Origin of the sequence: Arthrobacter sp. NPDC058130, from assembly GCF_042884475.1 — a bacterium.
GTDB lineage: Bacteria > Actinomycetota > Actinomycetes > Actinomycetales > Micrococcaceae > Arthrobacter.
Genome location: NZ_JBHVTV010000008.1, coordinates 17411 through 43474, shown reverse-complemented (window position 1 = coordinate 43474; position 26064 = coordinate 17411). Strand labels below are relative to the sequence as shown.

General features: G+C 67.5%; 20 protein-coding genes. 13 read left to right on the top strand and 7 right to left on the bottom strand.

Going from position 1 to position 26064, the window contains the following annotated elements:
• Positions 1 to 99 precede the first annotated feature (99 nt).
• From ACFVTM_RS14295 to ACFVTM_RS14265, 7 genes are all read left to right on the top strand, one after another.
• Entirely contained in the window at positions 100 to 1839 is a 1740-nt protein-coding gene (locus ACFVTM_RS14295; protein WP_390204135.1) for a nitrite/sulfite reductase, read from the top strand.
• Complete coding sequence (locus tag ACFVTM_RS14290) at positions 1836 to 2546, top strand: phosphoadenylyl-sulfate reductase (protein ID WP_390204134.1); 711 nt, start codon at positions 1836 to 1838, stop codon at positions 2544 to 2546. The genes ACFVTM_RS14295 and ACFVTM_RS14290 overlap by 4 nt, the downstream gene beginning before the upstream one ends.
• On the top strand, positions 2543 to 3490 hold the full coding sequence (gene cysD, locus ACFVTM_RS14285; RefSeq protein WP_229995877.1) for a sulfate adenylyltransferase subunit CysD: 948 nt from the start codon (positions 2543 to 2545) through the stop codon (positions 3488 to 3490). The genes ACFVTM_RS14290 and cysD overlap by 4 nt, the downstream gene beginning before the upstream one ends.
• The gene (locus tag ACFVTM_RS14280) at positions 3490 to 4902 is read left to right on the top strand and encodes a sulfate adenylyltransferase subunit 1 (protein WP_390204133.1); all 1413 of its coding nucleotides are present in this window, start codon (positions 3490 to 3492) and stop codon (positions 4900 to 4902) included. The genes cysD and ACFVTM_RS14280 overlap by 1 nt, the downstream gene beginning before the upstream one ends.
• Before the next feature lie 281 nt (positions 4903 to 5183).
• Positions 5184 to 6362, top strand: coding sequence for an ABC transporter substrate-binding protein (locus ACFVTM_RS14275; protein WP_390204132.1), 1179 nt, complete (start codon positions 5184 to 5186; stop codon positions 6360 to 6362).
• A 43-nt stretch (positions 6363 to 6405) separates the two neighbouring features.
• Complete coding sequence (locus tag ACFVTM_RS14270) at positions 6406 to 7131, top strand: ABC transporter ATP-binding protein (protein WP_390204131.1); 726 nt, start codon at positions 6406 to 6408, stop codon at positions 7129 to 7131.
• Positions 7121 to 8071, top strand: a complete 951-nt coding sequence (locus ACFVTM_RS14265) for an ABC transporter permease (RefSeq protein WP_390204130.1) — start codon at positions 7121 to 7123, stop codon at positions 8069 to 8071. The genes ACFVTM_RS14270 and ACFVTM_RS14265 overlap by 11 nt, the downstream gene beginning before the upstream one ends.
• A 73-nt stretch (positions 8072 to 8144) precedes the next feature.
• Here ACFVTM_RS14265 and ACFVTM_RS14260 read toward each other — a convergent pair whose 3' ends face one another.
• Positions 8145 to 9530 carry a hypothetical protein gene (locus tag ACFVTM_RS14260; protein WP_390204129.1) on the bottom strand — a complete coding sequence of 462 codons (1386 nt, stop codon included), beginning with the start codon at positions 9528 to 9530 and terminating at the stop codon, positions 8145 to 8147.
• Between the two features lie 377 nt (positions 9531 to 9907).
• Between ACFVTM_RS14260 and ACFVTM_RS14255 the strand changes: the two genes are divergently transcribed.
• The 4 genes from ACFVTM_RS14255 to ACFVTM_RS14240 all read left to right on the top strand — a co-directional run bounded on the left by ACFVTM_RS14255 (position 9908) and on the right by ACFVTM_RS14240 (position 14425).
• Positions 9908 to 10204 carry a putative quinol monooxygenase gene (locus ACFVTM_RS14255; protein WP_390204128.1) on the top strand — a complete coding sequence of 99 codons (297 nt, stop codon included), beginning with the start codon at positions 9908 to 9910 and terminating at the stop codon, positions 10202 to 10204.
• A 238-nt stretch (positions 10205 to 10442) separates the two neighbouring features.
• Entirely contained in the window at positions 10443 to 11726 is a 1284-nt protein-coding gene (gene cobA / locus ACFVTM_RS14250; protein ID WP_390204127.1) for a uroporphyrinogen-III C-methyltransferase, read from the top strand.
• Positions 11727 to 11814: 88 nt separating this feature from the next.
• Entirely contained in the window at positions 11815 to 13281 is a 1467-nt protein-coding gene (locus ACFVTM_RS14245; protein WP_390204126.1) for an FAD-dependent oxidoreductase, read from the top strand.
• Between the two features lie 142 nt (positions 13282 to 13423).
• Positions 13424 to 14425, top strand: a complete 1002-nt coding sequence (locus ACFVTM_RS14240; RefSeq protein ID WP_390204125.1) for a DNA topoisomerase IB — start codon at positions 13424 to 13426, stop codon at positions 14423 to 14425.
• A 30-nt stretch (positions 14426 to 14455) separates the two neighbouring features.
• On the opposite strand, the gene ACFVTM_RS14235 is transcribed toward ACFVTM_RS14240, so the two are convergent.
• From ACFVTM_RS14235 to ACFVTM_RS14210, 6 genes are all read right to left on the bottom strand, one after another.
• Positions 14456 to 15310 carry a DUF1206 domain-containing protein gene (locus tag ACFVTM_RS14235; RefSeq protein WP_390204124.1) on the bottom strand — a complete coding sequence of 285 codons (855 nt, stop codon included), beginning with the start codon at positions 15308 to 15310 and terminating at the stop codon, positions 14456 to 14458.
• A gap of 103 nt (positions 15311 to 15413) precedes the next feature.
• Positions 15414 to 18182: a cation-translocating P-type ATPase gene (locus tag ACFVTM_RS14230; protein ID WP_390204123.1), complete on the bottom strand. Its 2769-nt coding sequence runs from the start codon at positions 18180 to 18182 to the stop codon at positions 15414 to 15416.
• 29 nt (positions 18183 to 18211) lie between these two features.
• Complete coding sequence (gene ppk2, locus ACFVTM_RS14225; protein WP_390204122.1) at positions 18212 to 19042, bottom strand: polyphosphate kinase 2; 831 nt, start codon at positions 19040 to 19042, stop codon at positions 18212 to 18214.
• A gap of 406 nt (positions 19043 to 19448) precedes the next feature.
• Positions 19449 to 20129 (bottom strand): FadR/GntR family transcriptional regulator, encoded by a 681-nt coding sequence (locus ACFVTM_RS14220; protein WP_390204121.1) that lies wholly within the window; start codon positions 20127 to 20129, stop codon positions 19449 to 19451.
• Positions 20126 to 21403, bottom strand: coding sequence for an MFS transporter (locus ACFVTM_RS14215; protein WP_390204120.1), 1278 nt, complete (start codon positions 21401 to 21403; stop codon positions 20126 to 20128). Before ACFVTM_RS14215 ends, ACFVTM_RS14220 begins: the two co-directional genes overlap by 4 nt.
• Positions 21404 to 21508: 105 nt before the next feature.
• A complete protein-coding gene (locus tag ACFVTM_RS14210; RefSeq protein WP_390204119.1) occupies positions 21509 to 22951 on the bottom strand; it encodes a PucR family transcriptional regulator in 1443 nt (480 codons plus the stop codon).
• 148 nt (positions 22952 to 23099) lie between these two features.
• On the opposite strand from ACFVTM_RS14210, the gene ACFVTM_RS14205 reads away from it, so the two are divergent.
• Both ACFVTM_RS14205 and gabT read left to right on the top strand, forming a co-directional pair.
• Positions 23100 to 24530, top strand: a complete 1431-nt coding sequence (locus tag ACFVTM_RS14205) for a gamma-aminobutyraldehyde dehydrogenase (RefSeq protein WP_390204118.1) — start codon at positions 23100 to 23102, stop codon at positions 24528 to 24530.
• An 81-nt stretch (positions 24531 to 24611) separates the two neighbouring features.
• On the top strand, positions 24612 to 25967 hold the full coding sequence (gene gabT, locus ACFVTM_RS14200; RefSeq protein WP_390204117.1) for a 4-aminobutyrate--2-oxoglutarate transaminase: 1356 nt from the start codon (positions 24612 to 24614) through the stop codon (positions 25965 to 25967).
• The last annotated feature ends 97 nt before the right edge of the window (positions 25968 to 26064 follow it).

The window sequence follows — 26064 nt, the reverse complement described above, 5'->3', positions numbered from 1 at the left end:
ATCAAGGCTTTACGGCGGTTCGTGACGAAATGTTTCCCTAGGTGACTTCCCGTTTCCGACCCTTTGTGACGGCATTACGGGCACCCCTACAGTCGATGCATGACTGATACAGCTCTAGCCGGAGCGTCCACGGACAAGCCCTCGCGCCCGGCCCGTGCCTCCCGGCCCGCCGCCAAGCCCCACGGCCAGTGGAAGGTCGACGGAACCACGCCGCTGAACGCCAACGAAACCTGGAAACAGGAAGACGACGGCCTTAACGTCCGCGAGCGTATTGAGTCCATCTATTCCAAGGACGGCTTCGACTCCATCCCGGGCCAGGACCTGCACGGCCGCTTCCGCTGGTGGGGGCTGTACACCCAGCGCAAGCCCGGGATCGACGGCGGCAAGACCGCCACGCTTGAGCCGCACGAGCTCGAAGACAAGTACTTCATGCTGCGCGTGAGGATCGACGGCGGTGCGCTCACCACCGAGCAGCTTCGCGTCATCGGCAACATCTCGGTCGACTTCGCCCGCGACTCCGCCGACCTCACCGACCGCCAGAACATCCAGCTGCACTGGATCCGCGTGGAAGACGTCCCCGAGATCTGGAAGCGGCTGGAGGGTGTGGGCCTGTCCACCACCGAGGCCTGCGGCGACGTTCCCCGCGTCATCCTCGGCTCGCCCGTGGCCGGCATCGCCAAGGACGAAATCATCGACCCCACCCCGCTCATCGCCGAGCTGGGCGAACGGTTCATCGGCAACCCGCTGCTGTCCAACCTGCCGCGCAAGTACAAGACCGCCATCACCGGCCACCCCAGCCAGGACGTGGTGCACGAGATCAACGACTTCGCCCTCGTCGGCGTCAAGCACCCCGAACTCGGCATCGGCTACGACCTCTGGGCCGGCGGCGCGCTGTCAACTAACCCGATGCTGGGCAAGCGCCTGGGCGCCTTCGTCACGCCCGAGCAGGCCGCCGACGTCTGGCTCGGCGTCACCAGCATCTTCCGCGACTACGGTTACCGCCGCATGCGCACCAAGGCGCGCCTGAAGTTCCTCATGGCCGACTGGGGACCGGAGAAGTTCCGCCAGATCCTCGAGGACGAATACCTCGGCTACAAGCTGGCCGACGGCCCCGCCGCACCGAAGCCGTCCACCCCGGGCGACCACGTGGGCGTGCACGAGCAGAAGGACGGCAAGTTCTTCATCGGCGCCACGCCCATTGCCGGCCGCCTCTCGGGAGCGCAGCTGGTGAAGCTCGCGGACACCCTCGAGGCCCGCGGCTCCCACCGCCTGCGCACCACCCCGCACCAGAAGCTGGTTGTGCTGGACGTGCCCAAGGACGAGGTTGAGCCGCTCGTGGCAGAGCTCGACGCCCTGGGCCTCTCCGCCCGGCCGTCCGTGTTCCGCCGCGGCACCATCGCCTGCACCGGCATCGAGTACTGCAAGCTGGCCATCGTGGAGACCAAGGTCACGGCGGCCACCGCCGTCGCCGAGCTGGAGCGCCGCCTCGCCGATCTTGCGGACAGCGGCCAGCTGCCCCACGCGCTGTCCCTGCACATCAACGGCTGCCCCAACTCCTGCGCCCGCATCCAGACCGCGGACATCGGACTCAAAGGCATGATGCTCCCCACGCCCGACGGCGACCCCAGCCCCGGTTTCCAGGTCCACCTCGGCGGCGGACTGGCTTCGTCGGACCGCGAAGAGGCCGGCCTGGGACGTACCGTCCGTGGCCTGAAGGTCTACGTTGCGGACCTGCCGGACTACGTGGAACGCGTGGTGCGGAAGTTCGTGGCGGACCGCGCCGAAGGCCAGACCTTCGCCGAATGGGCCCACACAGCCGAGGAAGGTGATTTGCAGTGACGGTTGCACTCCGCTCCCACGACGAGCTCAAGGCCATCGCCGAGGCCGGCGCCGCCGAGCTCGGCTGGGACGCCCCGGCCCGCGATGTCATCGCCTGGGTGGCCCGCAACTTCGAGCTGCCCACGGTCGCCGTCGCCTGCTCCATGGCCGACGCCGTCCTTCCGGCGCTCGTCGCGGACCAGCTGCCCGGCGTCGACGTCCTGTTCCTCGAGACCGGCTACCACTTCCCGGAGACGTACGCGACGCGCGACGAGGTCGCAGCCAACCTGCACGTCAATGTGGTGGACGTCCTCCCGGAGAACACCGTGGAGCAGCAGGACCGGCTCCTGGGCAAGGACCTCTTCGCCCGCGACGCAGCCCAGTGCTGCGCCCTGCGCAAGGTGGCGCCCCTGCGCCGCACCCTCGCCGGCTACGAGCTCTGGTTCACCGGAGTCCGCCGCGACGAGGCCCCCACCCGCACCAACACCCCGCTGATCACCTGGGACGAGGCCAACGGGCTGGTCAAGGTCAACCCGGTGGCGGCCTGGACGTTCGACCAGCTGGTGCAGTACTCCGACGACAACCTCCTGCCCGTCAACCCGCTGCTTTCACAGGGCTACCCGTCCATTGGCTGCCAGCCTTGCACCCGCAGGGTAGCGCCCGGTGATGACCCCCGCGCCGGCCGCTGGGCAGGAACCGACAAGACAGAATGCGGACTACACGTATGAGCACTTTCCTGACTGAGGAGCCCACACAGGTGACCGACGCTCCCGTTTCCACACGCCTCTCCAGCCTGGACACCCTCGAGTCCGAGGCCATCCACATCATCCGCGAGGTGGTGGCCGAGTTCGAGAAGCCGGCGCTGCTGTTCTCCGGCGGCAAGGACTCCGTGGTCATGCTGCACCTGGCCACCAAGGCCTTCTGGCCGGGCAAGGTGCCCTTCCCGGTGCTGCACGTCGACACCGGCCACAACTTCCCGGAGGTCATCGACTTCCGCGACCGCACCGTGGAGCGGCTGGGCCTGAAGCTGGTTGTCGGCTCCGTCCAGGAGTTCATCGACTCCGGCGAACTGGCAGAGCGTGCCGACGGCACGCGCAACCCGCTGCAGACCGTCCCGCTGTTGGACGCGATCCAGCGCAACAAGTTCGACGCCGTCTTCGGCGGTGGCCGCCGCGACGAGGACAAGGCCCGCGCCAAGGAGCGGATCCTGAGCCTGCGTGACGAGTTCGGCCAGTGGGATCCGCGCAACCAGCGCCCCGAGCTGTGGAACCTGTACAACGGCCGGCACACCGTGGGCCAGCACGTCCGCGCGTTCCCGATCAGCAACTGGACCGAACTGGATGTGTGGCGCTACATCGAGCGCGAAAACATCGAACTGCCGGGTCTCTACTACGCCCACGACCGGGAGGTCTTCGCCCGCGACGGCATGTGGCGCGCCGTCGGCGAGGTCTCCCAGCCGCGCGAACACGAGGAAGTCATCACCAAGACCGTCCGGTACAGGACCGTCGGGGACATGTCCTGCACCGGCGCCGTGGAATCGGCCGCCGCCACCGTGCGCGACGTCGTCATTGAGGTTGCCGCCTCGACCATCACCGAACGTGGCGCCACCCGGGCCGATGACCGCATCTCCGAGGCCGCCATGGAAGACCGCAAGAAGGACGGCTATTTCTAATGAGCACGGAAACGTTTCTCCCGGACCCGGACCTGGTGTCCGCGGCGCTGCCCACCACCCTGTTCCGCTTCGCCACCGCCGGATCGGTCGACGACGGCAAGTCCACGCTGGTGGGCCGGCTCCTGCACGACTCCAAGGCCATCCTCGCCGACCAGCTCGACGCCGTCGCCCGCACGTCCGCGGACCGGGGCTTCGGCGGCGATAAAGGCGGGATCGACCTCGCCCTGCTGACCGACGGCCTGCGCGCCGAGCGCGAGCAGGGCATCACCATCGACGTCGCCTACCGCTACTTCGCCACGGACCGCCGCAGCTTCATCCTCGCCGACTGCCCCGGGCACGTGCAGTACACCAAGAACACGGTGACCGGCGCGTCCACCGCGGACGCCGTCGTCGTGCTCATCGACGCCCGCAAGGGTGTCCTGGAGCAGACCCGCCGGCACCTGTCCGTGCTGCAGCTGCTGCGGGTGGCCCACGTGATCGTGGCGGTGAACAAGATCGACCTCGTGGACTTCAGCGAGGACGTATTCCGCGCAATCGAGGCGGACGTCCAGCAGGTCGGGCGCGAGCTCGGGCTCGGATCCGACGGTGTCGCCGACCTCCGGGTCATCCCCGTGTCCGCGCTCGACGGCGACAACGTGGTGGACGCTTCGCGGCGTACCCCCTGGTACACCGGGCCGGCACTGCTGGAAGTCCTCGAGACCCTGCCGGCCGCCGACGAGCTCGAAAGCCACCTGGAGAGCTTCCGCTTCCCCGTTCAGCTGGTCATCCGGCCGCAGGGCGCGCTGGCGCCGGACGCGATCGCCGGCGGGCTCGACGCCGAGGCCTATCGTGACTACCGCGCCTACGCCGGGCAGATCACCGAAGGTTCGGTCAAGGTGGGGGACCAGGTCAGCATCCTGACGCCGGGTCAGGCCCCGCGCACCACCACGGTCACCGGGATCGACTTCGCGGGCAGCGAGCTCGCCGAGGCGGCCGCCCCGCAGTCCGTGGCATTGCGCCTGGCCGACGAGTTCGACGTCGCCCGGGGCGACACAATCGCGGCTGCGGGCACCGTCCGCGAAGCCAGCGCCGACCTGTACGCCGCCTTGTGCTGGCTCTCGCCCAAGCCGCTCCGCGAGGGCGCTAAGGTGCTGGTCAAGCACGGCACCCGCACGGTCCAGGCCCTGGTCCGGAACGTGACAGGCAAGGTGGACCTCGCCAGCTTCGGCCTGGAACCGACGTCCACCCTGGAGCTGAACGACATCGGGCACGCGCAGCTCCGGCTTTCCGCCCCGCTGCCCCTGGAGAACTACCTGCACCACCGCCGCACGGGGGCATTCCTGGTGATCGACCCGCTCGACGGCAACACCCTTGCCGCCGGCCTGGTCAAGGACCACCCGGGAGACCACGAAGACGAGCGCTACGCGATCTGACGCCCATCCCCACGGGTACAGCCTGTTTCCCGGCCCGCAGCAATTGCCGCGGACCAGGAAACAGGCTGCCGTCTTTTTCGGCCGAATATGACGCTGCATGAACTTGCGTGACCCCCGGTTTCCGGGCCATTGAACCGCGTTTATGACACTCCCTATGGTGAATGAATGACGACGACGGAACGGTTCCACGGTCTTCTCGACGGGGATCTTCGGGGGCGATGTCGCCGGCGCTGACCACCCCGCCCGGCCTTTCCGCACAGACCCAGAACAGGATTCAGCCCATGTCACCCACACCCGAAAGCCGTGAGCCCGGCGCCCAACCCGGCACCACCCGGATCGTCGCCGGCGAGACCGGAAAGCCCAAGCGCAAACGCACCCTGGAGATCGCCCTCGTTGCCGGACTCGTGATCCTGATCGGCGCCGGCGCGGCCGTGGCATCCTCGCTGTCCCGCGGCCCGGAAGCCGCCCCGGCGGTGGCCGCCGCGGACACCAGCCCGGCCACCGAACTGCGGCTCGGCTACTTCAACAACATCACCCACGCACCGGCCCTGGTCGGCACCAGCAAGGGCATCATCGCCAAGGACCTTGGCGCAACCAAGCTCACCACGCAGACCTTCAACGCCGGCCCGGCCGCGATCGAGGCGCTTAACGCCGGCGCCATCGACGCCACGTACATCGGCCCCAACCCGGCCATCAACTCCTACATCAAGAGCAAGGGCGAATCGGTCAGCATCATTGCCGGCGCCGCGGCAGGCGGGGCTCAGTTGGTGGTCAAGCCCGGCATCAACTCACCAGCCGACCTCAAGGGCAAGACGCTCGCGTCCCCGCAGCTCGGCGGAACCCAGGACGTGGCACTGCGCGCGTGGCTCGGCCACCAGGGGCTCAAGACCTCCACTGACGGCGGCGGCGACGTCGCCATCAACCCCACCGAGAACGCCCAGACCCTGAAGCTGTTCCAGGACGGCAAGCTCGACGGTGCGTGGCTGCCGGAGCCCTGGGCCTCCCGATTGGTACTGCAGGCCGGCGCGAAGGTCCTGGTCGACGAGAAGGACCTCTGGGATAAGGGCGAGTTCATCACCACCGTCCTGATCGTCAACAAGAAGTTCGCGGCCGAGCACCCGGCCACCGTGCAGGCGCTCCTGAAAGGCCACGTTGAGTCCGTGAACTGGCTCAACGCGGCGCCCGCCGCCGAGAAGGCCACGGTCCTCAACGACGCACTCAAGGCGGCGGCCGGCTCGGCGCTTCCGGCCGATGTGATCGACCGATCCCTGAAGAACATTGTCTTCACCACGGACCCGCTCGCCGGGACGTACAAGAAGCTTCTGCAGGACGGCGTCGACGCCGGGACCACCAAACCGGCCGACATCAACGGGATCTTCGACCTAACGGCGCTCAACGCCGTCCTCGGCGAGACTGCGGCGGGCCAGAAGATTTCCGCCGAAGGACTGGGCAAGGACTAGCTCCCGGCCTCCAGCCACCCGCAACAACAGTTAGGACCTGACCATGCCAGTCGTACTGGAAAACCTGGGCAAGCGCTTTGGCGACGGCGCCCCGGTGCTGGACGACGTCAACGCCACCATCGGGCAGGGCGAGTTCGTCGCCCTGCTCGGTGCGTCCGGCTGCGGCAAGTCCACCCTGCTCAACATCATGGCGGGACTGGAGGCACCGACGTCGGGGGCCCTCGAAGTGCCCAGCGACGGCGCCGCCTTCATGTTCCAGGATTCAGCCCTCTTCCCGTGGCTGACTGCCCGCGAAAACGTGGAACTGGCCCTGAAACTGCGCGGGCTCGGGAAGGCCGAGTGCCGGACCAAGGCCGGCGAACTGCTCGACCTCGTTCACCTGGGCAGCGCGGGGGACAAGCGCCCGCACGAGCTCTCCGGCGGCATGCGCCAGCGCGTGGCCCTGGCCCGCTCCCTGGCCCAGGACCGGCAGCTGCTGCTGATGGACGAGCCGTTCGCCGCCCTGGACGCCATTACGCGCGACCTGCTCCATGACGAACTGGAACGCATCTGGAAGGAAACCGGCCGCACTATCGTCTTTGTCACCCACAACGTCCGCGAGGCCGTCCGGCTTGGCCAGCGCGTGCTGCTGCTCTCCTCCCGGCCCGGCCGGGTGGTGCAGGAATGGCACGTCACCGAGGAACACCGCACCGACGCAGGACTGGCCGGCCACCTGACCGGCGTCATCACCGCCCGGCTACGCGAGGAGATCCGCCGCCATGCCAAGTAACCAACTCCCCGTCGCCGAAGCTGTCGCCGACGCCCCGGCCGAGACCCGCAAGGTCCACGCGGCGCTGACCCGTTCCTCCACCGGCAAGGAAGACCTGCGGCAGCTGGAGTCGGGTCTGGACTCCCTCCAGTCCGATGCCGCGCGCAAGGCCGGCATCGACTGGAGTCGGATCCTGCTCCCGGTGGCCGCCCTGGTGGTGCTTGTCCTCATCTGGCAGGTTTACGTTTGGCTCGGCTTCAAACGGCGGGACATCGTGCCCGGCCCGATGGATGTTGTTGGCCAGATCGGAACCCTGTGGGGCGAGGGCAAACTGCAGGAGGCCGTCTGGACGTCGCTGCAGCGCGGCGTTGTGGGCTTCCTGATCAGCGTGGTCATTGCGACTCCGGTGGGGCTCCTGCTGGCGCAGGTGGCACCTCTCCGGCGCGCCTTCGGTCCGCTGATCTCCGGGCTGCAGGTCCTGCCGTCCGTAGCTTGGGTGCCCGCGGCCATCCTTTGGTTCGGCCTGACCGACGCCACGGTGTATTTCGTGGTGTTCATGGGCGCCATCCCCTCCATCATCAACGGGCTGATCTCCGGTGTGGACCAGATCCCGCCGCAGTACCGCAGCGTCGGAAAGGTCCTGGGGGCGTCCCGGCTCCAACTGGCCCTGCAAATCATCCTGCCCGCAGCCCTGCCCGGGTACCTCAGCGGCCTCAAACAGGGCTGGGCGTTCTCCTGGCGCTCACTGATGGCGGCGGAAATCATCGCCGTCGGCGGCACCATCGGCTTTGGCCTGGGCTCCATGCTGGACCAGGGCCGCGCCCTGTCCGACATGACCATCGTGATGTCCGCGATCCTGCTGATCCTCGGCGTCGGCATCCTGATCGAACTGCTCGTGTTCGCCCCGATCGAAAAGCGGCTCCTCCGCCGCAGGGGCCTCCTGGCGGGCAGCACCCGCTAAAGCACCTCGACAATTCCAAACAACAGAAAGCCCGACGGCGATACTCGCCGTCGGGCTTTCTGTTGTCCGTTTGTCAGCCGCGCGTCAGCGTGCCGCAGCCGCGGGCTTGGAAGCCCATTGTTCCCGCCGGGATTGTGACGATGGTCCGGGCCGCGCCGAAGTAGTTTTCGGTGATGTCGTCAGCTCCGCTGAAACCGCTGAGCGTTTCCCAGTAACAGGAGTCTCCGGCGCCGTATCCGTAGTAGGTGCCAGGCAGGATGTCGATGCCGACGCGGTAGGTGCCGTCGGTTGTGATCCGGGTCGACTTGGCCCCGGTGGAAGGGGCGGTCGTCCAGGAGTCGCAGCCGCGGGAGCTGAATCCGACGTCTCCCGGAAGGATCTGGACGTATGTCCGGGCGGTCCCGTAGTAGTTTGCGTTGATCTGGCTCAGCTGGCCGGTGAAGCCACTGAGCCTTTCCCAGTAGCATCCGGTGCCGGTCCCGGTTGCTTTGTACAGGCCGGGCTTGACCTGCGCTCCGACAGGGTAGGTGCCGTCACCACGAAGTACCGTCACAGCCCAAACAGGCAGTTTCAGTGCCGGACTCATAGTGACCCGCGTATCCCGGTAGAGCAGACTGGCGGACACTCGGACCGTGATGGAGCGGCCGTTGTCGGCAGCAGTGATGCCGTACGTGCGGTTGCGCGCGCCGGAGATCGCGGCGCCGTCACGGTACCACTGGTAGGCATAGGCTGACGGTGCCGGTGCGTAAGTGCCGGCGTCGGCCGTCAGGGTCGATCCAAGAGACAGCGCTCCGGTGATCTTCGGGGCCGATATCAACGTGATCAGGGCCTTGCCCACCGTGATGGCTGGAGTGGTGGCCGAGCGGGTCGTGTATCCCGCTTTGGAGACTGTCACCTTGACGTTCACCTGGGCGCCGATGTAGCCGCTGTTAAGGTACAGCGCGTAACCGGTCCCGCCGCTGACTGCGACGCCGTTCCGGTACCACTGGTACTGGATTGTTGAACCGGCAGTCCAACCCTGAGAAACCTTCACCGTCTGTCCAAGGCGGTGGGTTCCGATCACCGTCAGCGAACTGGTGGCCTCGATGGTCCCGGCAGCAATCGTGCGAGCCGCGGAGTAGCCGTCTAGCGTTGTGTAGCCGGATTTGGCTGCACGCACCCTGACCTTGAGCGTCCTACCGTGTTCGAGCGCAGTGGTGGTGTAGGTGCGGCCGACCGCGCCAACGATGGCTGCCGTTCCGCGGTACCACTGGTAGGAGAGCGTGGCACCGGTCGGCGCCCACGTGCCTGCATTGGCAGTTTGCAGCTGGCCCACCTTGGCGATACCGCTGACCGTTGGTACCGGCGCGCTTAGCTCCAGCGCCTGCCCGAGGACGGGTTTGCCGGCTACGGCGTTGATCCAGCTGACCCCCGCGACGGTTCCCGGGCGAACCGCTGCCGGCGTGGCAGCCGTTTCCACCGGCTGCGCCTGTGCTGCCGGAGCCATAAAAAGACCGGCGAGCAGTGCGGTGCTCCCTGCTGTGGCTACTGCCCTGGTCAGACGGCCAATGCGCGTCCGAGCAAGGACCTTTTCGTGCAGAGACAACGAAGTCCCCTTCCCCCAAGTTGAGACTGACCGGAGAATCCGGCCGAAGTAAATTGTATGGCTCATCGCGCCGGGTAGTTTGCGGGGTCGTGAGAGAACACAAAATGCCAGATGGCGATGCTCGCCGTCGGGCTTTCTGCTGTCCGCTTGAGGACCCTTGTTCCGCCGAAACCGCGGGCCTACACTCACGCCTATAGGCCGGGTTGCGGCCCATTCCATCTGATTCCAAGACTGAATCCAAGGAGGTCGCTGTGGCAGCAAAATTTGGCGTTCTGGCCCTGGTCGAAGCCAAAGCGGGGAAGGAACAGGACGTCTGGGACTTCCTCAACGGGGGCCGTGAAATCGTGCTCAACGAACCCGGGACGCGCACCTGGTACGCCTTCAGGGTCAACGAGAACACGTTCGGCATCTTCGACACCTTCGATACCGAGGAGGACCGGCAGGCCCACCTCACGGGAGCCATCCCCGCCGCCCTCGGCGAACACGGTCCCGCCCTGCTCGCCAAGGACCCGGACATCAAACTGATCGAACTCATCGCAGTGAAATAGGCCGAAGCCTGCGGCCCTGCGGCCCTGTGCTCCTGCGAGGCCTGCGCTCCGGGGGCACATTGACACGGACGCGCCGTCGTTTCTGCGCGAGATGACTGCTCCGGCCGTCAAAGTGCCCCCCGAACAGCTCCCAGCCGGCCCGCATAAGCCAGTCCACAATGTGACGTGGCGTTACCTTGCGTGAACTGGTGTTTCCGCGCCGTTGTTCCGCAATGTGACGCCGCCCTATCGTCGATGCATGGCAATTCAGGACATTTACCCCACGGCGCTGCGCCTCCTCGGCCGTCCCGTGCTGGTGGTAGGCGCCGGACCGGTGGCCGCCCGGCGCACCAAGGGCCTGCTCGACGCCGGAGCCCGCGTCACCGTTGTTGCCCCGGTTGCCTGCCCGGCCCTGACTGAACTTGCCGACGCCGGCCTCCTGACTTGGGAGCCCCGCCCGTACCGTCCCTCCGACGTCGACGGCGTCTGGTTCGTCCAGACGGCCACCGGCGACGCCGCGGTGGATGCCCAGGTTTCGGCCGACGCCGAGGCACAGCGCATCTGGTGCGTCAATGCCTCCGACCACGAAGCGTCCGCCGCCTGGACGCCCGCCGTCGCCGTGGTGGACGACGTCAAGATCGCCGTCAACGCCGGCGGGGACCCGCGCCGGGCCATGGCCCTGCGCGACGCCGTCGCCACCGCCCTGGACGCCGGGGATCTGCCGTTGCGCAGGCGCCGTGTTTCCGGCACAGGCGCCACCGGATCGGTGGCACTCGTAGGCGGCGGTCCCGGCGACACCGGACTCATCACCGTCCGCGGCCGCCGGCTCCTGGGCCAGGCCGACGTCGTGGTCGCGGACCGGCTCGGCCCCCGTGAGCTGCTAAACGAACTCGCCCCCGACGTCCGCGTGATCGAGGTCGGCAAGACTCCCGGCCACCATCCCGTCCCGCAGGCGGAGATCAACCGGATCCTGGTCGACGAAGCCCTGCAGGGCCACCGCGTGGTCCGGCTCAAGGGCGGCGACCCGTACGTCCTGGGCCGCGGCGGCGAGGAAGCCGAATTCTGCCGGCAGCACGGCGTCGAGGTGGAAGTGGTTTCCGGCGTCACGTCAGCCATCTCCGTCCCGGCCGCCGCGGGCATCCCGGTCACGCACCGCGGCCTCGCCAAAGGCTTCAGCGTGGTCACCGGACACGAGGAGCTCTCCGAGGTCCCGGCCCGCGCCGACCACACTGTGATCCTGCTCATGGGCGTGGGCCAGCTGCGCGATTCCGCAGCCTCCCTGGCCCGCGCCGGTTTGCCTCCGGAGACGCCTGTTGGCATCGTAGAGAATGGATACCTGCCGAACCAGCGGGTGACCATCGGAACTCTCGGGACCATCGCGGACCAGGCGGAGGCCGCCGGCGTCGCGAACCCCGCGGTAATCGTGATCGGCGACGTTGTCCGCGTCAGCCCGTTCGCGCCGTCGCGCTTCAAGACCGCGGACTACAGCACCACTTCCCCGAACGCTCCCCGCACCACCAAGACCCGCGTACTGACCCCGTAAAGCCCGTCGATTGCTCCATAACTGCCTTTATCAAGTCTCAAAAGGGCGTTTGTGGAGCAACGGATGCAGAAGAAAAAGGAACACAGCCGTGTCAACGAACACCCCTGTAGGAACCGCCGCCCGCCCGCTGCGCGTCGCCGTCGTCGGCTCCGGTCCCGCCGGCGTCTACGCCGCGGACATCCTGACCAAGAGCGAGGCCGTCAAGAGCGGCGAGCTCACAGTCAGCATCGACCTCTTCGACCGCTACCCGGCACCCTACGGCCTGATCCGCTACGGCGTGGCCCCGGACCACCCCCGCATCAAGGGCATCGTCAACGCCCTGCACAAGGTCCTGGACCGCGGCGACATCCGCTTCTTCGGCAACGTGGACTACGGCACCGACCTGTCCATCGATGACCTGCGCACCCACTACGACGCCGTCATCTTCGCCACCGGCGCCATCAAGGACGCGGACCTGAACATCCCCGGCATCGAACTCGAGGGCTCCTACGGCGGCGCCGACTTCGTCTCCTGGTATGACGGCCACCCCGACGTGTCCCGCGAATGGCCGCTGGACGCCAAGGAAATCGCCGTGATCGGCAACGGCAACGTGGCCCTGGACGTGGCCCGCATGCTCTCCAAGCACGCGGACGACCTCCTGGTCTCCGAAATCCCGGACAACGTCTACGCCGGGCTGAAGTCCTCGCCCGTCACCGACGTCCACGTGTTCGGCCGCCGCGGCCCGGCCCAGGTCAAGTTCACGCCGCTGGAACTGCGCGAACTCTCGCACTCCAAGGACGTCGACATCATCCTCTACGCCGAGGACTTCGAGTTCGACGCCGAATCGGACCGGCAGATCCAGAGCAACAACCAGACCAAGACCATGGTGGGCACGCTCACCAACTGGATCGCCGAACAGCCCGAGGACCTCTCCGAGCTCAAGGCGTCCCGCCGGCTGCACCTGCACTTCCTGCACAGCCCGGTCGAGGTGTACGACGGCGCCGAGACGCCCGGCCGCGTCGCCGGCATCAAGTTCGAGCGCACCGAACTGGACGGCACCGGCAACGCCCGCGGCACCGGCGAGTTTGTCGACTACCCGGTCCAGGCCGTGTACCGCGCCATCGGCTACTTCGGCTCCGCACTCCCTGAGGTCGAGTTCGACCACAGCAAGGGCGTTGTCCCGAACGACGGCGGCCGCGTCCTGGATGCCGCCGGCACCCACGTTCCCGGAATCTACGCGACCGGCTGGATCAAGCGCGGGCCGGTGGGGCTGATCGGCCACACCAAGGGCGACGCCCTGGAAACCGTGACCTACCTGCTCGAAGACCGCGCCAACCTGCCCCTGGCCGCGGCGCCCGCCCCGGAGAGGATTGTCGAACTCCTGGAGGGCCGCGGCGTGCAGTACACCAGCTGGGAAGGCTGGCTGGCGCTCGACGCCCACGAGCGCGGCCTCGGCGAGACGGCGACGGCGGCCGGCCCGTCCTTCGGGGTCGACGTCACCCGTGAGCGCATCAAGGTAGTCCCGCGCGAGGAGATGGTGGCGATCTCCCGCGGCGGAGTGGCCGCGGAGGTCTAGCCTTCACGCCCGGAGCCAGCGCAGAACACAGCGCAACGCGGGGTCACCTCGCGCCCATCCCGGACGGGACTATGGGCGCGGAGTGACCCCGCGTTGTTTGTTGTGCGTGGAAACCAGGGCAGTAGTCAGTAGGCTTACCGTCATGAGGCTCCGTCACAGCAACGCGTCCGGCCGCGGGTACCGCCGGGTCCCCGCCGGGACCGGCTTCAGTTACAAGGACTTGGACGGGTCCACCGTGCCGCCGGGGCCCGTGCGGGAGCGGCTGGAGGGCATCGGGATCCCGCCGGCCTGGACGGATGTCTGGATTGCCCCGTACGACAACGGGCACATCCAGGCCACGGGAGTCGACGCAGTGGGCCGGCGGCAGTACATCTACCACCCGAGCTGGCGGGAACGGAAGGACCGGCTCAAGTTCGACCGCTCACTCCAGCTCGCCGAGACCCTGCCGGCCGCGCGCCGCCTGGTGACCATGGACCTGCGCTCCGAGGGGCTGAGCCGCGAGCGGGTGCTGGCCGCAGCCTTTCGGATGCTCGACAGCGGATCGCTGCGGGTCGGCTCGGAGCGGTACACCAACGAAAACGGCAGCCGCGGCCTCGCCACCCTGCTCTGCGCCCACGTCAAGGTCCACAAGGACGAACTCCGGCTCAGTTTCCCCGCCAAGAGCGGCAAGACCTGGGCATCGCGGATCGACGACGCCGACCTCGCCGCCGTCGTGCGCCAGCTCAAGCGGCGCGGTGGCAATGCACGGCTGCTCGCCTACAAGGACGGCCGCCGCTGGCATCCGGTGTCCAGCGCGGACATCAACGAGTACGTCAAGGAACGCACGGGGGAGGACTTCACAGCCAAGGACTTCCGCACCCTGCGGGGGACGGCGGCGGCGGCCGTCAGCCTGGCGCAGAGCGGGCCGCAGGCGAAAGTTGGGGCCCGCAAGAATGCGGTCAGCCGCGCCATGCTGGAGGCGTCCGCGGTGCTGGGCAACACGCCGTCGATCGCCCGGAAAAGCTACGTGGATCCGCGGCTGCTGGACCACTTCGCTGCGGGGGAGACGATCGACCCGAGGCGGCTGGATTCCGCCGAATCCGAGATCCGGGCTCTGCTGTACCAGGAAGGCGATGTGGTTCCGCTGCGGAAGGCCACAGGCTAGCAGCACGGGAGGAGGCTACATCCGGGGCCGCTACATCCGGCCGAAGCGCGCCCGTACCAGGGCGAACGCGCCGTAGGCAATGAAGCCGGCGCCGATCGCCAGGAGCAGGTACGGGCCGAAGGGGTGGTCGCGCAGTGCCTTGAGGCTTCCGTCGAGGCCGGTGGATGAACCGGGGTTGTTGGTGGCCGCCGCGATCACGAACAGCAGCCCGGTCAGGATCAGTGCCAGCCCTTTCGCGACATGGCCGGTGACGCCGAGGACACTGATCAGCCTGCCCCGGTGGGTCCCTTCGAAATGGTGCAGCTCCTCCTTGAACTTCTTCCCGAAGCCCTTGACGATGAAGTACACGCCGATCCCGATGATAGTCAGGCCGAGGCCGACCAAGGCCGGCACCCCGAACGGGCTCTGGACCAGGGCCGTGCTGAAATCCCGCGTGGAGTCGCCGGAATCGCCGCGCTGGCCGAGCGCGAAGCCGGCGAAGCTCAAGCCGACGCTGCCGTAGGCGACGGCGAGGAAGCCGGAGGAAATGAGCTTGCCCAGCCGTTCGCCGCGGGGCAGGTGCCGCGCCCTCAGGGTCGCCTCGCTCAGCTGCCAGAGCGAAAGCCCGGCGCAGGCCGTACACGCCGCCCACATCACGGCCGGCCCCCAGGGGTTGGCCGCGAGCTGTTCGATGGCGCCGGTGGGGTCGGCCTGGCCGGGCACGCCCAGGACCAGGGCGACGGCGATGGCCCCGATCACGATGTGCAGCAGTGCCATCACGGCGAACCCCGAACGCGCGGCGACGTCGAGCCAGATGCTGTTCGACGCCGCCTCGGCCGCGTCCGCGGCGCCGTCGATGACGGAATCGATCCCTGACTCTTCGTCTGCCGTAGCGATGCCGCTCAACCTCATCCGGTCCGGTGAAACCCCATCGTGCCCAGGGCGTTGCTCAGCGCTTTGCCCCGGGCGTTGCCTTTGGCGCCGATTCTACGCGCGGCGGTTCCGGGCGTCAGGCAGGAACGGGCGGAGCGGGGACGTTGGCCCTGTTAGACGTGTGCCGGGCCCGCAGGATCAGCTTGAACAGTTCGCCAAGGAGCAGCAGCACTACGGCCGGAACCAGGCAGAGCAGCCACTGCGCGCCGGTGAGCGGTACCGTGCCGAAGAGGTCCTGCATGACGCGCATCTGGGTGATCAGCATCGAGCCGAAGACCGCCCAGCCGAACGCCCAGAGCAGCTTCGGGTTGGACACGGTGGAAGGCCCGAACGCGCTCTCCTCGGGGAAACGCAGGTTGAGTGCGACCGAAATGTTCATCAGACCCAGGCCAACTATGGCCATGGTTTGGCCGACTTCGAGTGAACCGTAGCTGGCCTTGCCGATCTGCACGAGGAGCAGTGTGGCGGCCGCCATGAACAGCCCGACGATCAGCAGTCGCACCATCATCGACCGGACGATGATCGGCTGATTGAACGGCCGGGGCTTGCGGTCCATGATGCCCGGCGTCGCGAGGTCCAGGCCCATCACGGCGCCGATCGGGGCGACGATCGCCATGTGGATCCAGAGTACCTGCGCCGGGCTGAGCAGAGCCGTGCCGGCGATCGCGAATGCCGAGGAGCCGATGAAGGCCAGGATGAACATGTACAGGTTGGCGACCTGGATGCGGATGAACTTCTGCAGGTTGTCGTAGACCAGCCTGCCTTCCTCGACGGCGGCCACGATCGTGGCGAAGTTGTCGTCGGCCAGGATCATCTTGGCCGCACCCTTGGCGACGTCGGTGCCCGTGATGCCCATCGCGATTCCGATGTCGGCCGCGGCGATGGCCGGCGCATCGTTGACGCCGTCGCCGGTCATCGCGACGATGTTGCCCTTGCGCTTGAGGACCTCGACCAGCCTGACCTTGTGCTCGGGCGCCACCCGGGCGATCACCCCGATCCCGTCCACCTGGCTGTCGGCTTCGGCGTCGGTCATCGCCGCGAAATCGGCGCCGGTGACCGCACGTCCCCGGATGCCCAGTTCGGCCGCGATCGCCGCAGCGGTGACGGCGTGGTCTCCGGTGATCATCCGGACCCGTATGCCGGCGTGCTTCGCCGTGGCGATGGCGGCCACGGCCTCGGCGCGGGGCGGGTCCACCTCGCCGATCAGCGCCGAAATCTCCAGGTCCTGCATCAAGGCCATCAGGTCGCCAGAGGGCTGGAACGTTGCCGGGTCGAATTCGCGCTGCGCCAGGGCGAGCACGCGCCGGCCCTGGCTGGCAATGCGGTCGTTCGCGGCGAGCACTTTCCCCCGCATTTCCTCGGTGAGGGTCTCGGTGCGGCCGCCCGGCATCCGCCCGGACGAGGACCTGTTGAGGACGACGTCGGGTGCCCCCTTCACGTAGGCCCGGATCACTGGCTTGCCATCGGCGCCCGGCATCAGGTGGAAGGTGGCCATGAACTTGTAGTCGGAGTCAAAGGGCACGGACGCCACCCGCGGGTTGTTCCTGCGGAACTCGCGGACGTCCACGCCGCCCTTTTGCGCCAGCACGTACAGCGCCGCCTCGGTGGGATCGCCGATGACTTCGCCGTTCTCGATATCGGAGTCGTTGCACAGCGCGCAGGGGAACATCACGTAGTCCAGGTCGCGTTCGGCGTCGCCGGTGGTCCGCTGGATCTGGCCGTTGAAGCTGTAGCCCTCGCCGCTGACGGTGTAGTGGTGCTGCACGGTCACGAATTCGCGCACCGTCATCTGGTTCAAGGTCAGGGTGCCGGTCTTGTCGGAATTGATGGCCGACGTGGAACCAAGGGTCTCCACCGCGGGCAGGACCTTCATGATGGCATTCTTCTTTGCCATGTTGACCGAGCCCACGGACAGGATCGTGGTGACAACGGCGGGAAGTGCATCCGGGATCGAGCCGACCGCCAGGGCCACGCCGATCCCGAAGAGCACCGCGAAGGATTCGCCCTGGGCCAGCCCCATCACCACGATCGCGACAAAGGCGAAGAGGGCCGCGATGATGATGAAGATGGTAAGCCGGTCCACCTGCTTGGTGAGGGGGGTTTTCTCCTCCTTTTGACCGGCCAGCATGTGGGCGATGTGGCCGACCTCCGAGCCCATGCCGGTGGTGGTCACGAGGATCTCGCCGTGGCCCCGGGTGACGTTGGTGTTCATGAATGCCATGTTCACGCGGTCCCCGATGCCGACGTCGTGCCGGCCGATGGCCGCGACGTCCTTCTCGACAGCGACGCTTTCGCCGGTCAGCGCGCCCTCTTCGATCTGGAGGGTCGCGGCCAGGATGACCCTGCCGTCGGCGGGGACGCGGTCACCGGCGTCGACCACCACGATGTCGCCGGGGACAATCTGGTCGGCGGGGATTTCCGCCATGTCACCATCGCGGCGCACCTTGGCCATGGCCTTCATCATCTGCCCCAGGGAAGCGGCGGCCGCCTCGGCCTTGCCTTCCTGGTGGTAGCCCAACCATGCGTTGAACAGCGTCAGCAGGGCGAGCCCGATGGCGGTCCCGTACTCCTCGATCAACAGGCTCACCAGGGCGGCGACCACGAGCACGATCTGCATGTAGTCCCGGTAGTGCTTGAAGAACCGCTTCCAGACCGGCTCCTGCTTCGCGGCGGCCAGCGCGTTCAGGCCGTACTCCTGCAGCCGCTCCTCAGCCTCCGCCGCGCTCAACCCGCTGGCCGGGTCCACCCTCAGCTCGGACGCTACGTCCGCTGGTGACATCGAGTACCACGTTGCGTCCACTTCGGTCGCGGCCAAATCTGGTGCCGCTCCGGGATTGTCGGTCATGACATTCCTCCTCGTCGCCGGGACGCTGTTCAGAAAGGTGTCGGGATGTGCCGGACGGCCAGCGTGGGTTCACGGTAGTCGCCGGCCTCCTGACGCTTGGGGAGTTCGACGTCGAGCCCCGGGTACGGCTCATAGGGCACCTGGCTGAGCAGGTGGCTGATGATGTTGAGCCGGCCGCGCTTCTTGACGTCATTGTGCGCGACGTACCACGGTGCCCAGGCGGTGTCGGTCGCTTCGAACATGGCGTCCCTGGCCCTGGAGTAGTCGTACCACCGCTTGTAGGACTTGAGATCCATGGGCGACAATTTCCAGGTCTTGCGGGGGTCATCGATGCGGCTCTCGAGGCGCCGGGTCTGCTCGTCGGCGCTGACCTCGAGCCAGTACTTGATCAGGATGATTCCAGCGTCGACCATCGCCTTCTCAAATATCGGCGTCATGTTGAGGAATCTTTCGGTCTCCTCCGGGGTGCAGAAGTTCATCACACGCTCCACACCCGCACGGTTGTACCAGCTGCGGTCAAAGATGACCACCTCGCCGCCCGCCGGGAAGTGCGACATATAACGCTGGAGATACATCTGGGATTTCTCCCGCTCCGTCGGGGTGGGGAGCGCCACCACCCGGAACACCCGAGGGCTCACCCGCTCGACGATTCGCTTGATCGTGCCGCCCTTGCCGGCCGTGTCGCGGCCTTCGAAGACGATGCAGACCTTGGCTCCCGTGGACTTCACCCACTCCTGCATGGCCACCAGCTCGCCTTGCAGGACGGCCATCTCCGCCTCGTACTCCTTGCGGGGCATTTTCTTCCGGGCCTGCTCGTCCTGTCCCTCGGCGCGCTTGGCCTTTTTCTTCTTCTTGCCCACTTTCGACCTCCTCGCGGCGTACTTGCTGCGGCAAATCACAGCAGGCACTGCCGAACCCGGCGAGGCTGACATCCGGCGAGACTGGCGCCGTCGTCCCGGGGACTGGGGCCAATGCAGGCACCCCTTTTCGGGCACCCTCGTGCAGCGTCCTACCACTCTTAGTGTTGATCGCGGCTGGGGTCCGGTCTACGGCACTAAGACCCTATTGACGTGCAGCTGAGCCACGCGCCGCAGTCGAGCCGGCCCCTGCTGCTGGGCGCAGGGGCCGGCCGTCTGGACTCGGCGTTGAGGCCGACGGTGACGCGAATCCGCGTGCCCGCGAGCCGGGCCGCGAGGCCAGTTTCGCGAATGGCGGACGCCACTGAGACAGAGCATCTTCCGGCCACCTTGGGAAAATCCGTGGCAGTTACTCCTGCAGCCATTCGGCGCAGGAATTCAGGTTCCTGGTGACGCTTTCGACGGCGGCCGCCTCGTCGCGGGCGGCAATCGCGGCCACGAGTTCGTCGTGGCCCTCAAGCGGCAGGCCATTGAATCCTCCGCGCCGCTGCTGGCGGAGCAGGTCATTGTGGAAAACGCCGCCGAAGCTGACGTACAGCTCATGCAGCAGCGGGTTGGCGGACGCCTGCGCCACGCGCACATGGAAGTCCCAGTCGGCGCGGGCCCAGGCGGCGTAGTCTTCGGCCAGCCAGGCGTCCCGGCGTGCCGTGAGCAAATCGCGCAGGGCGGTGACGTCGTCGGCCGTCGCGTGGCGGGCGGCAAGGCGGGCGGCCTGGGTGTCCAGCCCGACCCGGACCTCGAGGATATGCTCCTGGGAGTGGTCCTGGTACATCCGCTGCGTGGCGCCGGCGATCTCGCTGGTGGCGCGGACGTACGTGCCGTCCCCGCGCCGGACTTCGAGCATGCCGCTGTGCGCGAGCGCTTTGATGGCCTCGCGAAGGGTGCCGCGGGAGACCCCGAACGCGGCCATCAATTCCGGTTCGGCCGGGATGCGCTGCTGCAGCGGCCATTCGCCCGAGTGGATCAGAGCCCGCAGCTTGGCGGTGATTTCCTCCGCCAGCGGGGGCCGGTGCGAGGCGGTAAGCGTCATTGCCGGGTCCTTCCCTCGGAGCGCAGTTCTTTGGCGCGCAAATCTTTGGCGCGCAGCTCTTTCGGTCCTGCCGAGAGGAGGTGGCCCACCACGATCTGGCCGAGCGCCACTGCCAGCAGCAGCGCCAGGGGGAGGGTCCAGGAGTTGGTGGCGCTGTGCAGCAGGCCCATGCCGAACGGTCCGAGGGTCGCCAGCAGATATCCGGCGGACTGGGCCACGGTGGAGAGCGCGGTGGTCTCGGCCGTGGTGCGGCCGCTGCGGCTGATCATCACCATGACCAGCGGGAAGATGCCGAGGCCGAAGCCCAGCAGCACCGCGGTCAGTGCAGCCCAGGTAGCCGGCAGGACCAGCATGGCCAGGACGCCGAGGGCCATGGTGACGGTGGCCAGGTAGAACGCCGTCCGCAGCATCCGGGGGCGCGAGCCGATGGCAACCAGGATCATGCCGGCGGGGACGGAGACGAGCTGCATGAGTCCGAACATGAGCCCGCTGTCGGAGGCGGTGAGGCCCATCGTGGCCAGCATGTAGGGGAACCAGCTGAGCACGGCGTAGGCCAGGAGCGCCTGTACTGTGAAGCCGAGGGTGATCAGCGCGCCGGTGCGGGTCCGCAGCAGGGGCCACGGGGAGACCCTGGCGGCCTTGCCGGCGGTTGTGTTGAGGTGGGCGTGTACCGCGATCGGGACAAAGCCGAGGCAGGCGCCCAGGGCCAGGAGGCCGATTGCGCCGACGCCCGCCGAGGGGGAGCCAAGGGCGTGGGCCATCGGAACGATCAGCACGGCGGTGACGGTGGCGCCGGTGGTCATGGTCAACGTGTAGACGGCGGTCATGAGGGATGTGCGGTCCGCGAAGTGCACCCTGATGAAGGACGGCATGGCCACGTTGCAGATGGCCAGCCCGGACATCCCCGCCACGGTCCCGGCCAGGAGCATTCCGGTGGACGGTACTCCGCGGAGCAGCAGTCCCGCGGCCAGCATCACGAGGGAGAGCAGGATCGCTTTTTCCAGCCCCAGCTGCCGGGTGAGCCAGGACGTGGCAGCCCCGGCCACCGCGAAACACAGCGTGGGGATCGAGGGGAGCAGGGCCGCGATCAGTGGGCCGTAGCCCAGGACGGACTGCAGGTCGTGGAACAGCGCGGCGGCGCCGGTGATCCCTGCGCGCAGGTTGAGCCCGATGAGCACGAGCGCCACGACGCCGGCCAGGATCACGCCGCGCGGGCGGCCGGCACCGGGTGGGGCTGTCTGGGAAAGTGCGGAAACCGCAGTGCTGCTGACCATAACTAAAGGTTAGACGTTTGATGTTTGAGAGTCAGCCTTTAGTGGCGAATATCTCCGCGAGTGACCCCGCGTTGCTTGGGTAAGGCGTGGGTTGGGGGAGCGGTGTCAGCCCGGCTGCCGGGCGCTGAGCCGCTGCACCGCCAGCGCGAGCCAGAGCTGCACCCGGTCCGGTGTCTGGGCCGGGTCGTAGCCGGTGAGTTCGGTGATCTGCGCCAGCCGGTAGCGGACCGTATTGCGGTGCAGGGTGAGTTCCTCGGCCACGGCCGCCACCGAGCCATTGTTGACGAGGTAGCTTTCCAGCGTGGCCATGAGTTCGGCGCCGTGCGCTGCGTCAAAGGCCCGCAGCGGATTCAGCGATTCGTTGGCCATGTCCGCCAGCGGAACGTCTTCGCTGGCCAGCAGCAGCGATGTCAGGCTCAGCCGCTCCGGCTCGTTGACCGGCAGGCCGTGGCTGGCCGCGTCGCGTGCCTCGAAATAGCTCCAGCGCAGGCCGTTGGGTTTGGTGTACGCCCCGCCGATGCCGATCGTGGCGTGGATCCCGGCCTCGGCCAGGTGGTCGCTGAGGCTGCGGGCCAGTGTGCTGGCGCCGCTGCCGTCGTCGGGCATCACCACCACGAGGTCCTTCCCGACGACGGCGCTGACCGCCGTCTCGAGCGGCTGGGGAAGGGAGGAACTCCCCAGCTGTTTCTGGTGGGCGGCCGATTCGGCGAGCAGGACCACGTTCTTGCGGGTGCTGTTGATCCCGACGCCGGCGAGGCGCCGGGTGGCTTCGCTGGACTCCAGCGTGCCGTGGATGACGTCGTCGAGGACCTGGCCGGCCAGGGCCCGTTGGGCCTGCCGCTGCTTGACCATGTTGTTTAGTTCGACGCTGATCAGGTTTTGGGCGTAGCCCACGATGCCCGAGTCCTCAAACGGCTGCCTGACCCACAGCGTGCAGGCGTCGCGGCGGCCCGTGGGGATGGGGTAGGACGACCAGCCCTCGGTCTTGGGCGCCGGGTGGCCGGGCACGCTGTTGTACAGCTGGGCGGTGAACTGGGTCAGGATGATCTCGGTGCGCAGCATCGAACCCAGGTGTTTCAGGAGTTCCGCGAGGCCGCCGCCGGTCAGCAGGGCCCGGGCCAGGATCTGGTGCCCCGCGATGAGCCGCTCGAGCTTGACCAGATGGTCGGCAGACTGGGCGTCCGCCACGAGCTTTCCGATTGCAATGAAGGGCGTCTCGTAAGGCACTTCCACCACCGGCAAACCCCACCGGTTGGCCTCGGCGATCAGGGCCGGGGGCACGGCGTCGTGCGTCAGGCCGACGCCGAACCCGATTCCCACGGCCCCTGCCCGCTGGACCTGGCGCACAAACCGACGCTGCTCCGCGGCGCTCTTGAGACGCATGCCGGTGGTCAGGATCAGTTCGCCGCCGTTGAGGAATCGCTGCGGGTCCTCCTGTTCGGTGACGGCCACCCAGAGGATGTCCTGGTGCCAGGTGGTTTCGGCGAGGCCGGCCTTGGAGAGATTCAGGGACGGAACTCCCAGCAGGGCAGCGAGTGAAATGGCCATGGATTCAGGATAGCTGGGTGCTGGTCAAGCGCACTAAACTCTTGCCGGCAAGGTGTGCAGGTGCCTATTCCCTGGCATGTCCGGCTGGCATAGGCTCGTGACCAGTCACACACATCCGTCATTGGCAGTAAGAAAGAGGTTGTACACCGTGGTCCAAACCTTGCAGAACTTCATCAACGGCGAGTTTGTCACCCCCGCCGGCACAGGGTTGCTGCCCATCGTCAACCCCACCAACGGTGACGTGGTGGCGCAGTCGCCGATCTCGGTGCAGGCCGACGTCGATGCCGCCATGACGGCCGCCCAGAATGCCTTCAAGACCTGGAAGCACACCACGCCCGGGCAGCGGCAGCTTATGCTGCTCAAGCTGGCGGACGCCGTGGAGGCCAACAGCGACGAGCTCGTGGAGGCCCAGCACCGCAACACCGGCCAGGTCCGCTCCCTGATCGCCTCCGAGGAAATCGCCGCGGGCGCCGACCAGCTGCGCTTCTTTGCCGGCGCGGCCCGCATCATGGAAGGCAAGTCCGCCGGCGAGTACTTCGAAGGCCACACGTCCTACGTGCGCCGCGAGCCGATCGGCGTCGTGGCCCAGGTGGCCCCGTGGAACTACCCGTTCCTTATGGCCATCTGGAAGATCGGGCCCGCCCTGGCCGCCGGCAACACCGTGGTCCTCAAGCCCTCGGACACCACCCCGGAATCCACCCTGGTGCTGGCACGGCTCGCCGGTGAAATCTTCCCGGCCGGCGTCCTGAACGTTGTCCTGGGCACCGGCGAGACCGGCGCCATGATGGTGGAGCACAAGGTCCCGGGCCTGGTCTCCATCACCGGCTCCGTCCGCGCCGGCATCGCCGTCGCCTCGGGCGCCGCCCGGGGTCTGAAGCGCGCCCACCTGGAACTCGGCGGCAAGGCCCCGGCCATTGTGTTCGCCGACGCCGACATCAAGAAGAGCGCCGCTGCCATCGCTGAGTTCGCCTTCTTCAACGCCGGCCAGGACTGCACGGCGATTACCCGCGTCCTGGTCCAGGACTCGGTGCACGACGACGTCGTCGCCGCCATGGTCGAGCACACCAAGACCCTGCACACGGGCTCGCAGAACGACGAAGACAACTACTTCGGCCCGCTGAACAACGTCAACCACTTCAACGCGGTCACCTCCGTGGTCGAGCACCTGCCGGCGAACTGCAAGATCGAGACCGGCGGGCACCGCGCGGGGGAGAAGGGTTTCTTCTTCGAGCCCACCATTGTCACCGGCGCCAAGCAGAGCGATGACATCGTCCAGAAGGAAACGTTCGGCCCGGTCATCACGGTGCAGAAATTCAGCACCGAGGACGAGGCGGTGGAGATGGCGAACGACGTCGAATACGCCCTGGCCTCCAGCGTCTGGACGTCCAACCACGGCACCGCGATGCGCCTGAGCCGAGACCTCGACTTCGGCGCCGTCTGGATCAACACCCACATTCTCCTCACCGCAGAAATGCCGCACGGTGGCTTCAAACAGTCCGGCTACGGCAAGGACCTGTCCATGTACGGCGTGGAGGACTACACCCGCATCAAGCACGTGATGAGCGCGCTCGACGCGTAACGCCCCCGCATCACGCCGTCGCACAACTCCACCTGACGCATAACCCGCGCGCCTCAACTGGACGCTTAGAAAGGCTTTCCCATGACCACCACCGCACATGACATCACCTACCGGCTCGAGCAGAAGCGCCGCGTCCAGGCCGACTTCCCGGGCCCCAAGTCCGTTGCCCTGACCGAGCGCCGCAAGGCGGTCGTCGCCGCCGGCGTCGCCTCCAGCGTTCCGGTGTTCGTCGCCGACGCCGACGGCGGCATCATCCACGACGTCGACGGCAACTCCTTCGTCGACCTCGGCTCCGGCATCGCGGTGACGAGCGTCGGAGCCTCGGACCCCGCCGTCGTCGGCGCCGTGAAGGAAGCCGTGGAGCACTTCACCCACACGTGCTTCATGGTCACGCCCTACGAAGGCTATGTCGCAGTCGCCGAGCAGCTGAACCGCCTCACCCCGGGCGACCACGAAAAGCGCACGGTGCTCTTCAACTCCGGCGCCGAAGCTGTCGAAAACGCCGTCAAGGTGGCCCGCCTGGCTACCGGCCGGGACGCCGTCGTCGCGTTCGACCACGCCTACCACGGCCGCACCAACCTGACCATGGCGCTGACCGCCAAGGCCATGCCGTACAAGACCAACTTCGGCCCGTTCGCGCCCGAGGTCTACCGCATGCCGATGAGTTACCCGTTCCGCGAAGAAAACCCGGAGATCACCGGTGCCGAGGCTGCCAAGCGCGCCATTACCATGATCGAGAAGCAGATCGGCGGCGAGCAGGTTGCCGCGATCATCATCGAACCCATCCAGGGCGAGGGCGGCTTCATTGTCCCCGCCGATGGCTTCCTGCCCGCACTGGCGGCCTGGGCCAAGGACAAGGGCATCGTCTTCATCGCCGATGAGGTCCAGTCCGGCTTCTGCCGCACCGGCGAATGGTTTGCCGTGAACCACGAAGGTGTTGTCCCGGACATCATCACCATGGCCAAGGGCATCGCCGGCGGCATGCCGCTCTCGGCCATCACCGGCCGCGCTGACCTCCTCGACGCCGTCCACCCGGGCGGGCTCGGCGGCACCTACGGCGGCAACCCGGTAGCCTGTGCGGCCGCGCTGGCCTCGATCGGCTCGATGGAGCAGTACGACCTCAACGCCCGTGCCAAGCACATCGAGGAGATCGCCCTCGGCAAGCTCCGCGAACTGGCCAACGAGCAGTCCGTGATCGGGGACGTCCGCGGCCGCGGCGCCATGCTGGCAGTCGAACTCGTCCAGGCCGGTTCGAAGGAGCCCAACCCGGAGCTGACCAAGGCCGTCGCCGCAGCCTGCCTCAAGGAGGGTGTCATCATCCTCACCTGCGGCACCTACGGCAACGTCATCCGGCTGCTGCCGCCGCTGGTGATCAGCGACGAGCTGCTGCTGGACGGCCTCGCGGTCCTGGCCTCGGCCATCAAGGCCAACGCCTAGCCCACATCACCATGAGCTGCCGGGAAGGCAATCCCTTCCCGGAGACCGGTCCTTCCGGTAAACGCCAGGAGCCGCGGACACACCGTCCGCGGCTCCT

Bases quoted from the DNA above. Each gene is read 5' to 3' on its own strand.
- ACFVTM_RS14295 (WP_390204135.1), top strand. From the start codon at position 100: ATGACTGATACAGCTCTAGCCGGAGCGTCCACGGACAAGCCCTCGCGC.
- cysD (WP_229995877.1), top strand. From the start codon at position 2,543: ATGAGCACTTTCCTGACTGAGGAGCCCACACAGGTGACCGACGCTCCC.
- gabT (WP_390204117.1), top strand. From the start codon at position 24,612: ATGACCACCACCGCACATGACATCACCTACCGGCTCGAGCAGAAGCGC.
- ACFVTM_RS14275 (WP_390204132.1), top strand. From the start codon at position 5,184: ATGTCACCCACACCCGAAAGCCGTGAGCCCGGCGCCCAACCCGGCACC.
- ACFVTM_RS14230 (WP_390204123.1), bottom strand. From the start codon at position 18,182: ATGACCGACAATCCCGGAGCGGCACCAGATTTGGCCGCGACCGAAGTG.
- ACFVTM_RS14210 (WP_390204119.1), bottom strand. From the start codon at position 22,951: ATGGCCATTTCACTCGCTGCCCTGCTGGGAGTTCCGTCCCTGAATCTC.
- ACFVTM_RS14215 (WP_390204120.1), bottom strand. From the start codon at position 21,403: ATGGTCAGCAGCACTGCGGTTTCCGCACTTTCCCAGACAGCCCCACCC.
- ACFVTM_RS14270 (WP_390204131.1), top strand. From the start codon at position 6,406: ATGCCAGTCGTACTGGAAAACCTGGGCAAGCGCTTTGGCGACGGCGCC.
- cobA (WP_390204127.1), top strand. From the start codon at position 10,443: ATGGCAATTCAGGACATTTACCCCACGGCGCTGCGCCTCCTCGGCCGT.
- ACFVTM_RS14240 (WP_390204125.1), top strand. From the start codon at position 13,424: ATGAGGCTCCGTCACAGCAACGCGTCCGGCCGCGGGTACCGCCGGGTC.
- ACFVTM_RS14265 (WP_390204130.1), top strand. From the start codon at position 7,121: ATGCCAAGTAACCAACTCCCCGTCGCCGAAGCTGTCGCCGACGCCCCG.
- ACFVTM_RS14220 (WP_390204121.1), bottom strand. From the start codon at position 20,129: ATGACGCTTACCGCCTCGCACCGGCCCCCGCTGGCGGAGGAAATCACC.
- ACFVTM_RS14280 (WP_390204133.1), top strand. From the start codon at position 3,490: ATGAGCACGGAAACGTTTCTCCCGGACCCGGACCTGGTGTCCGCGGCG.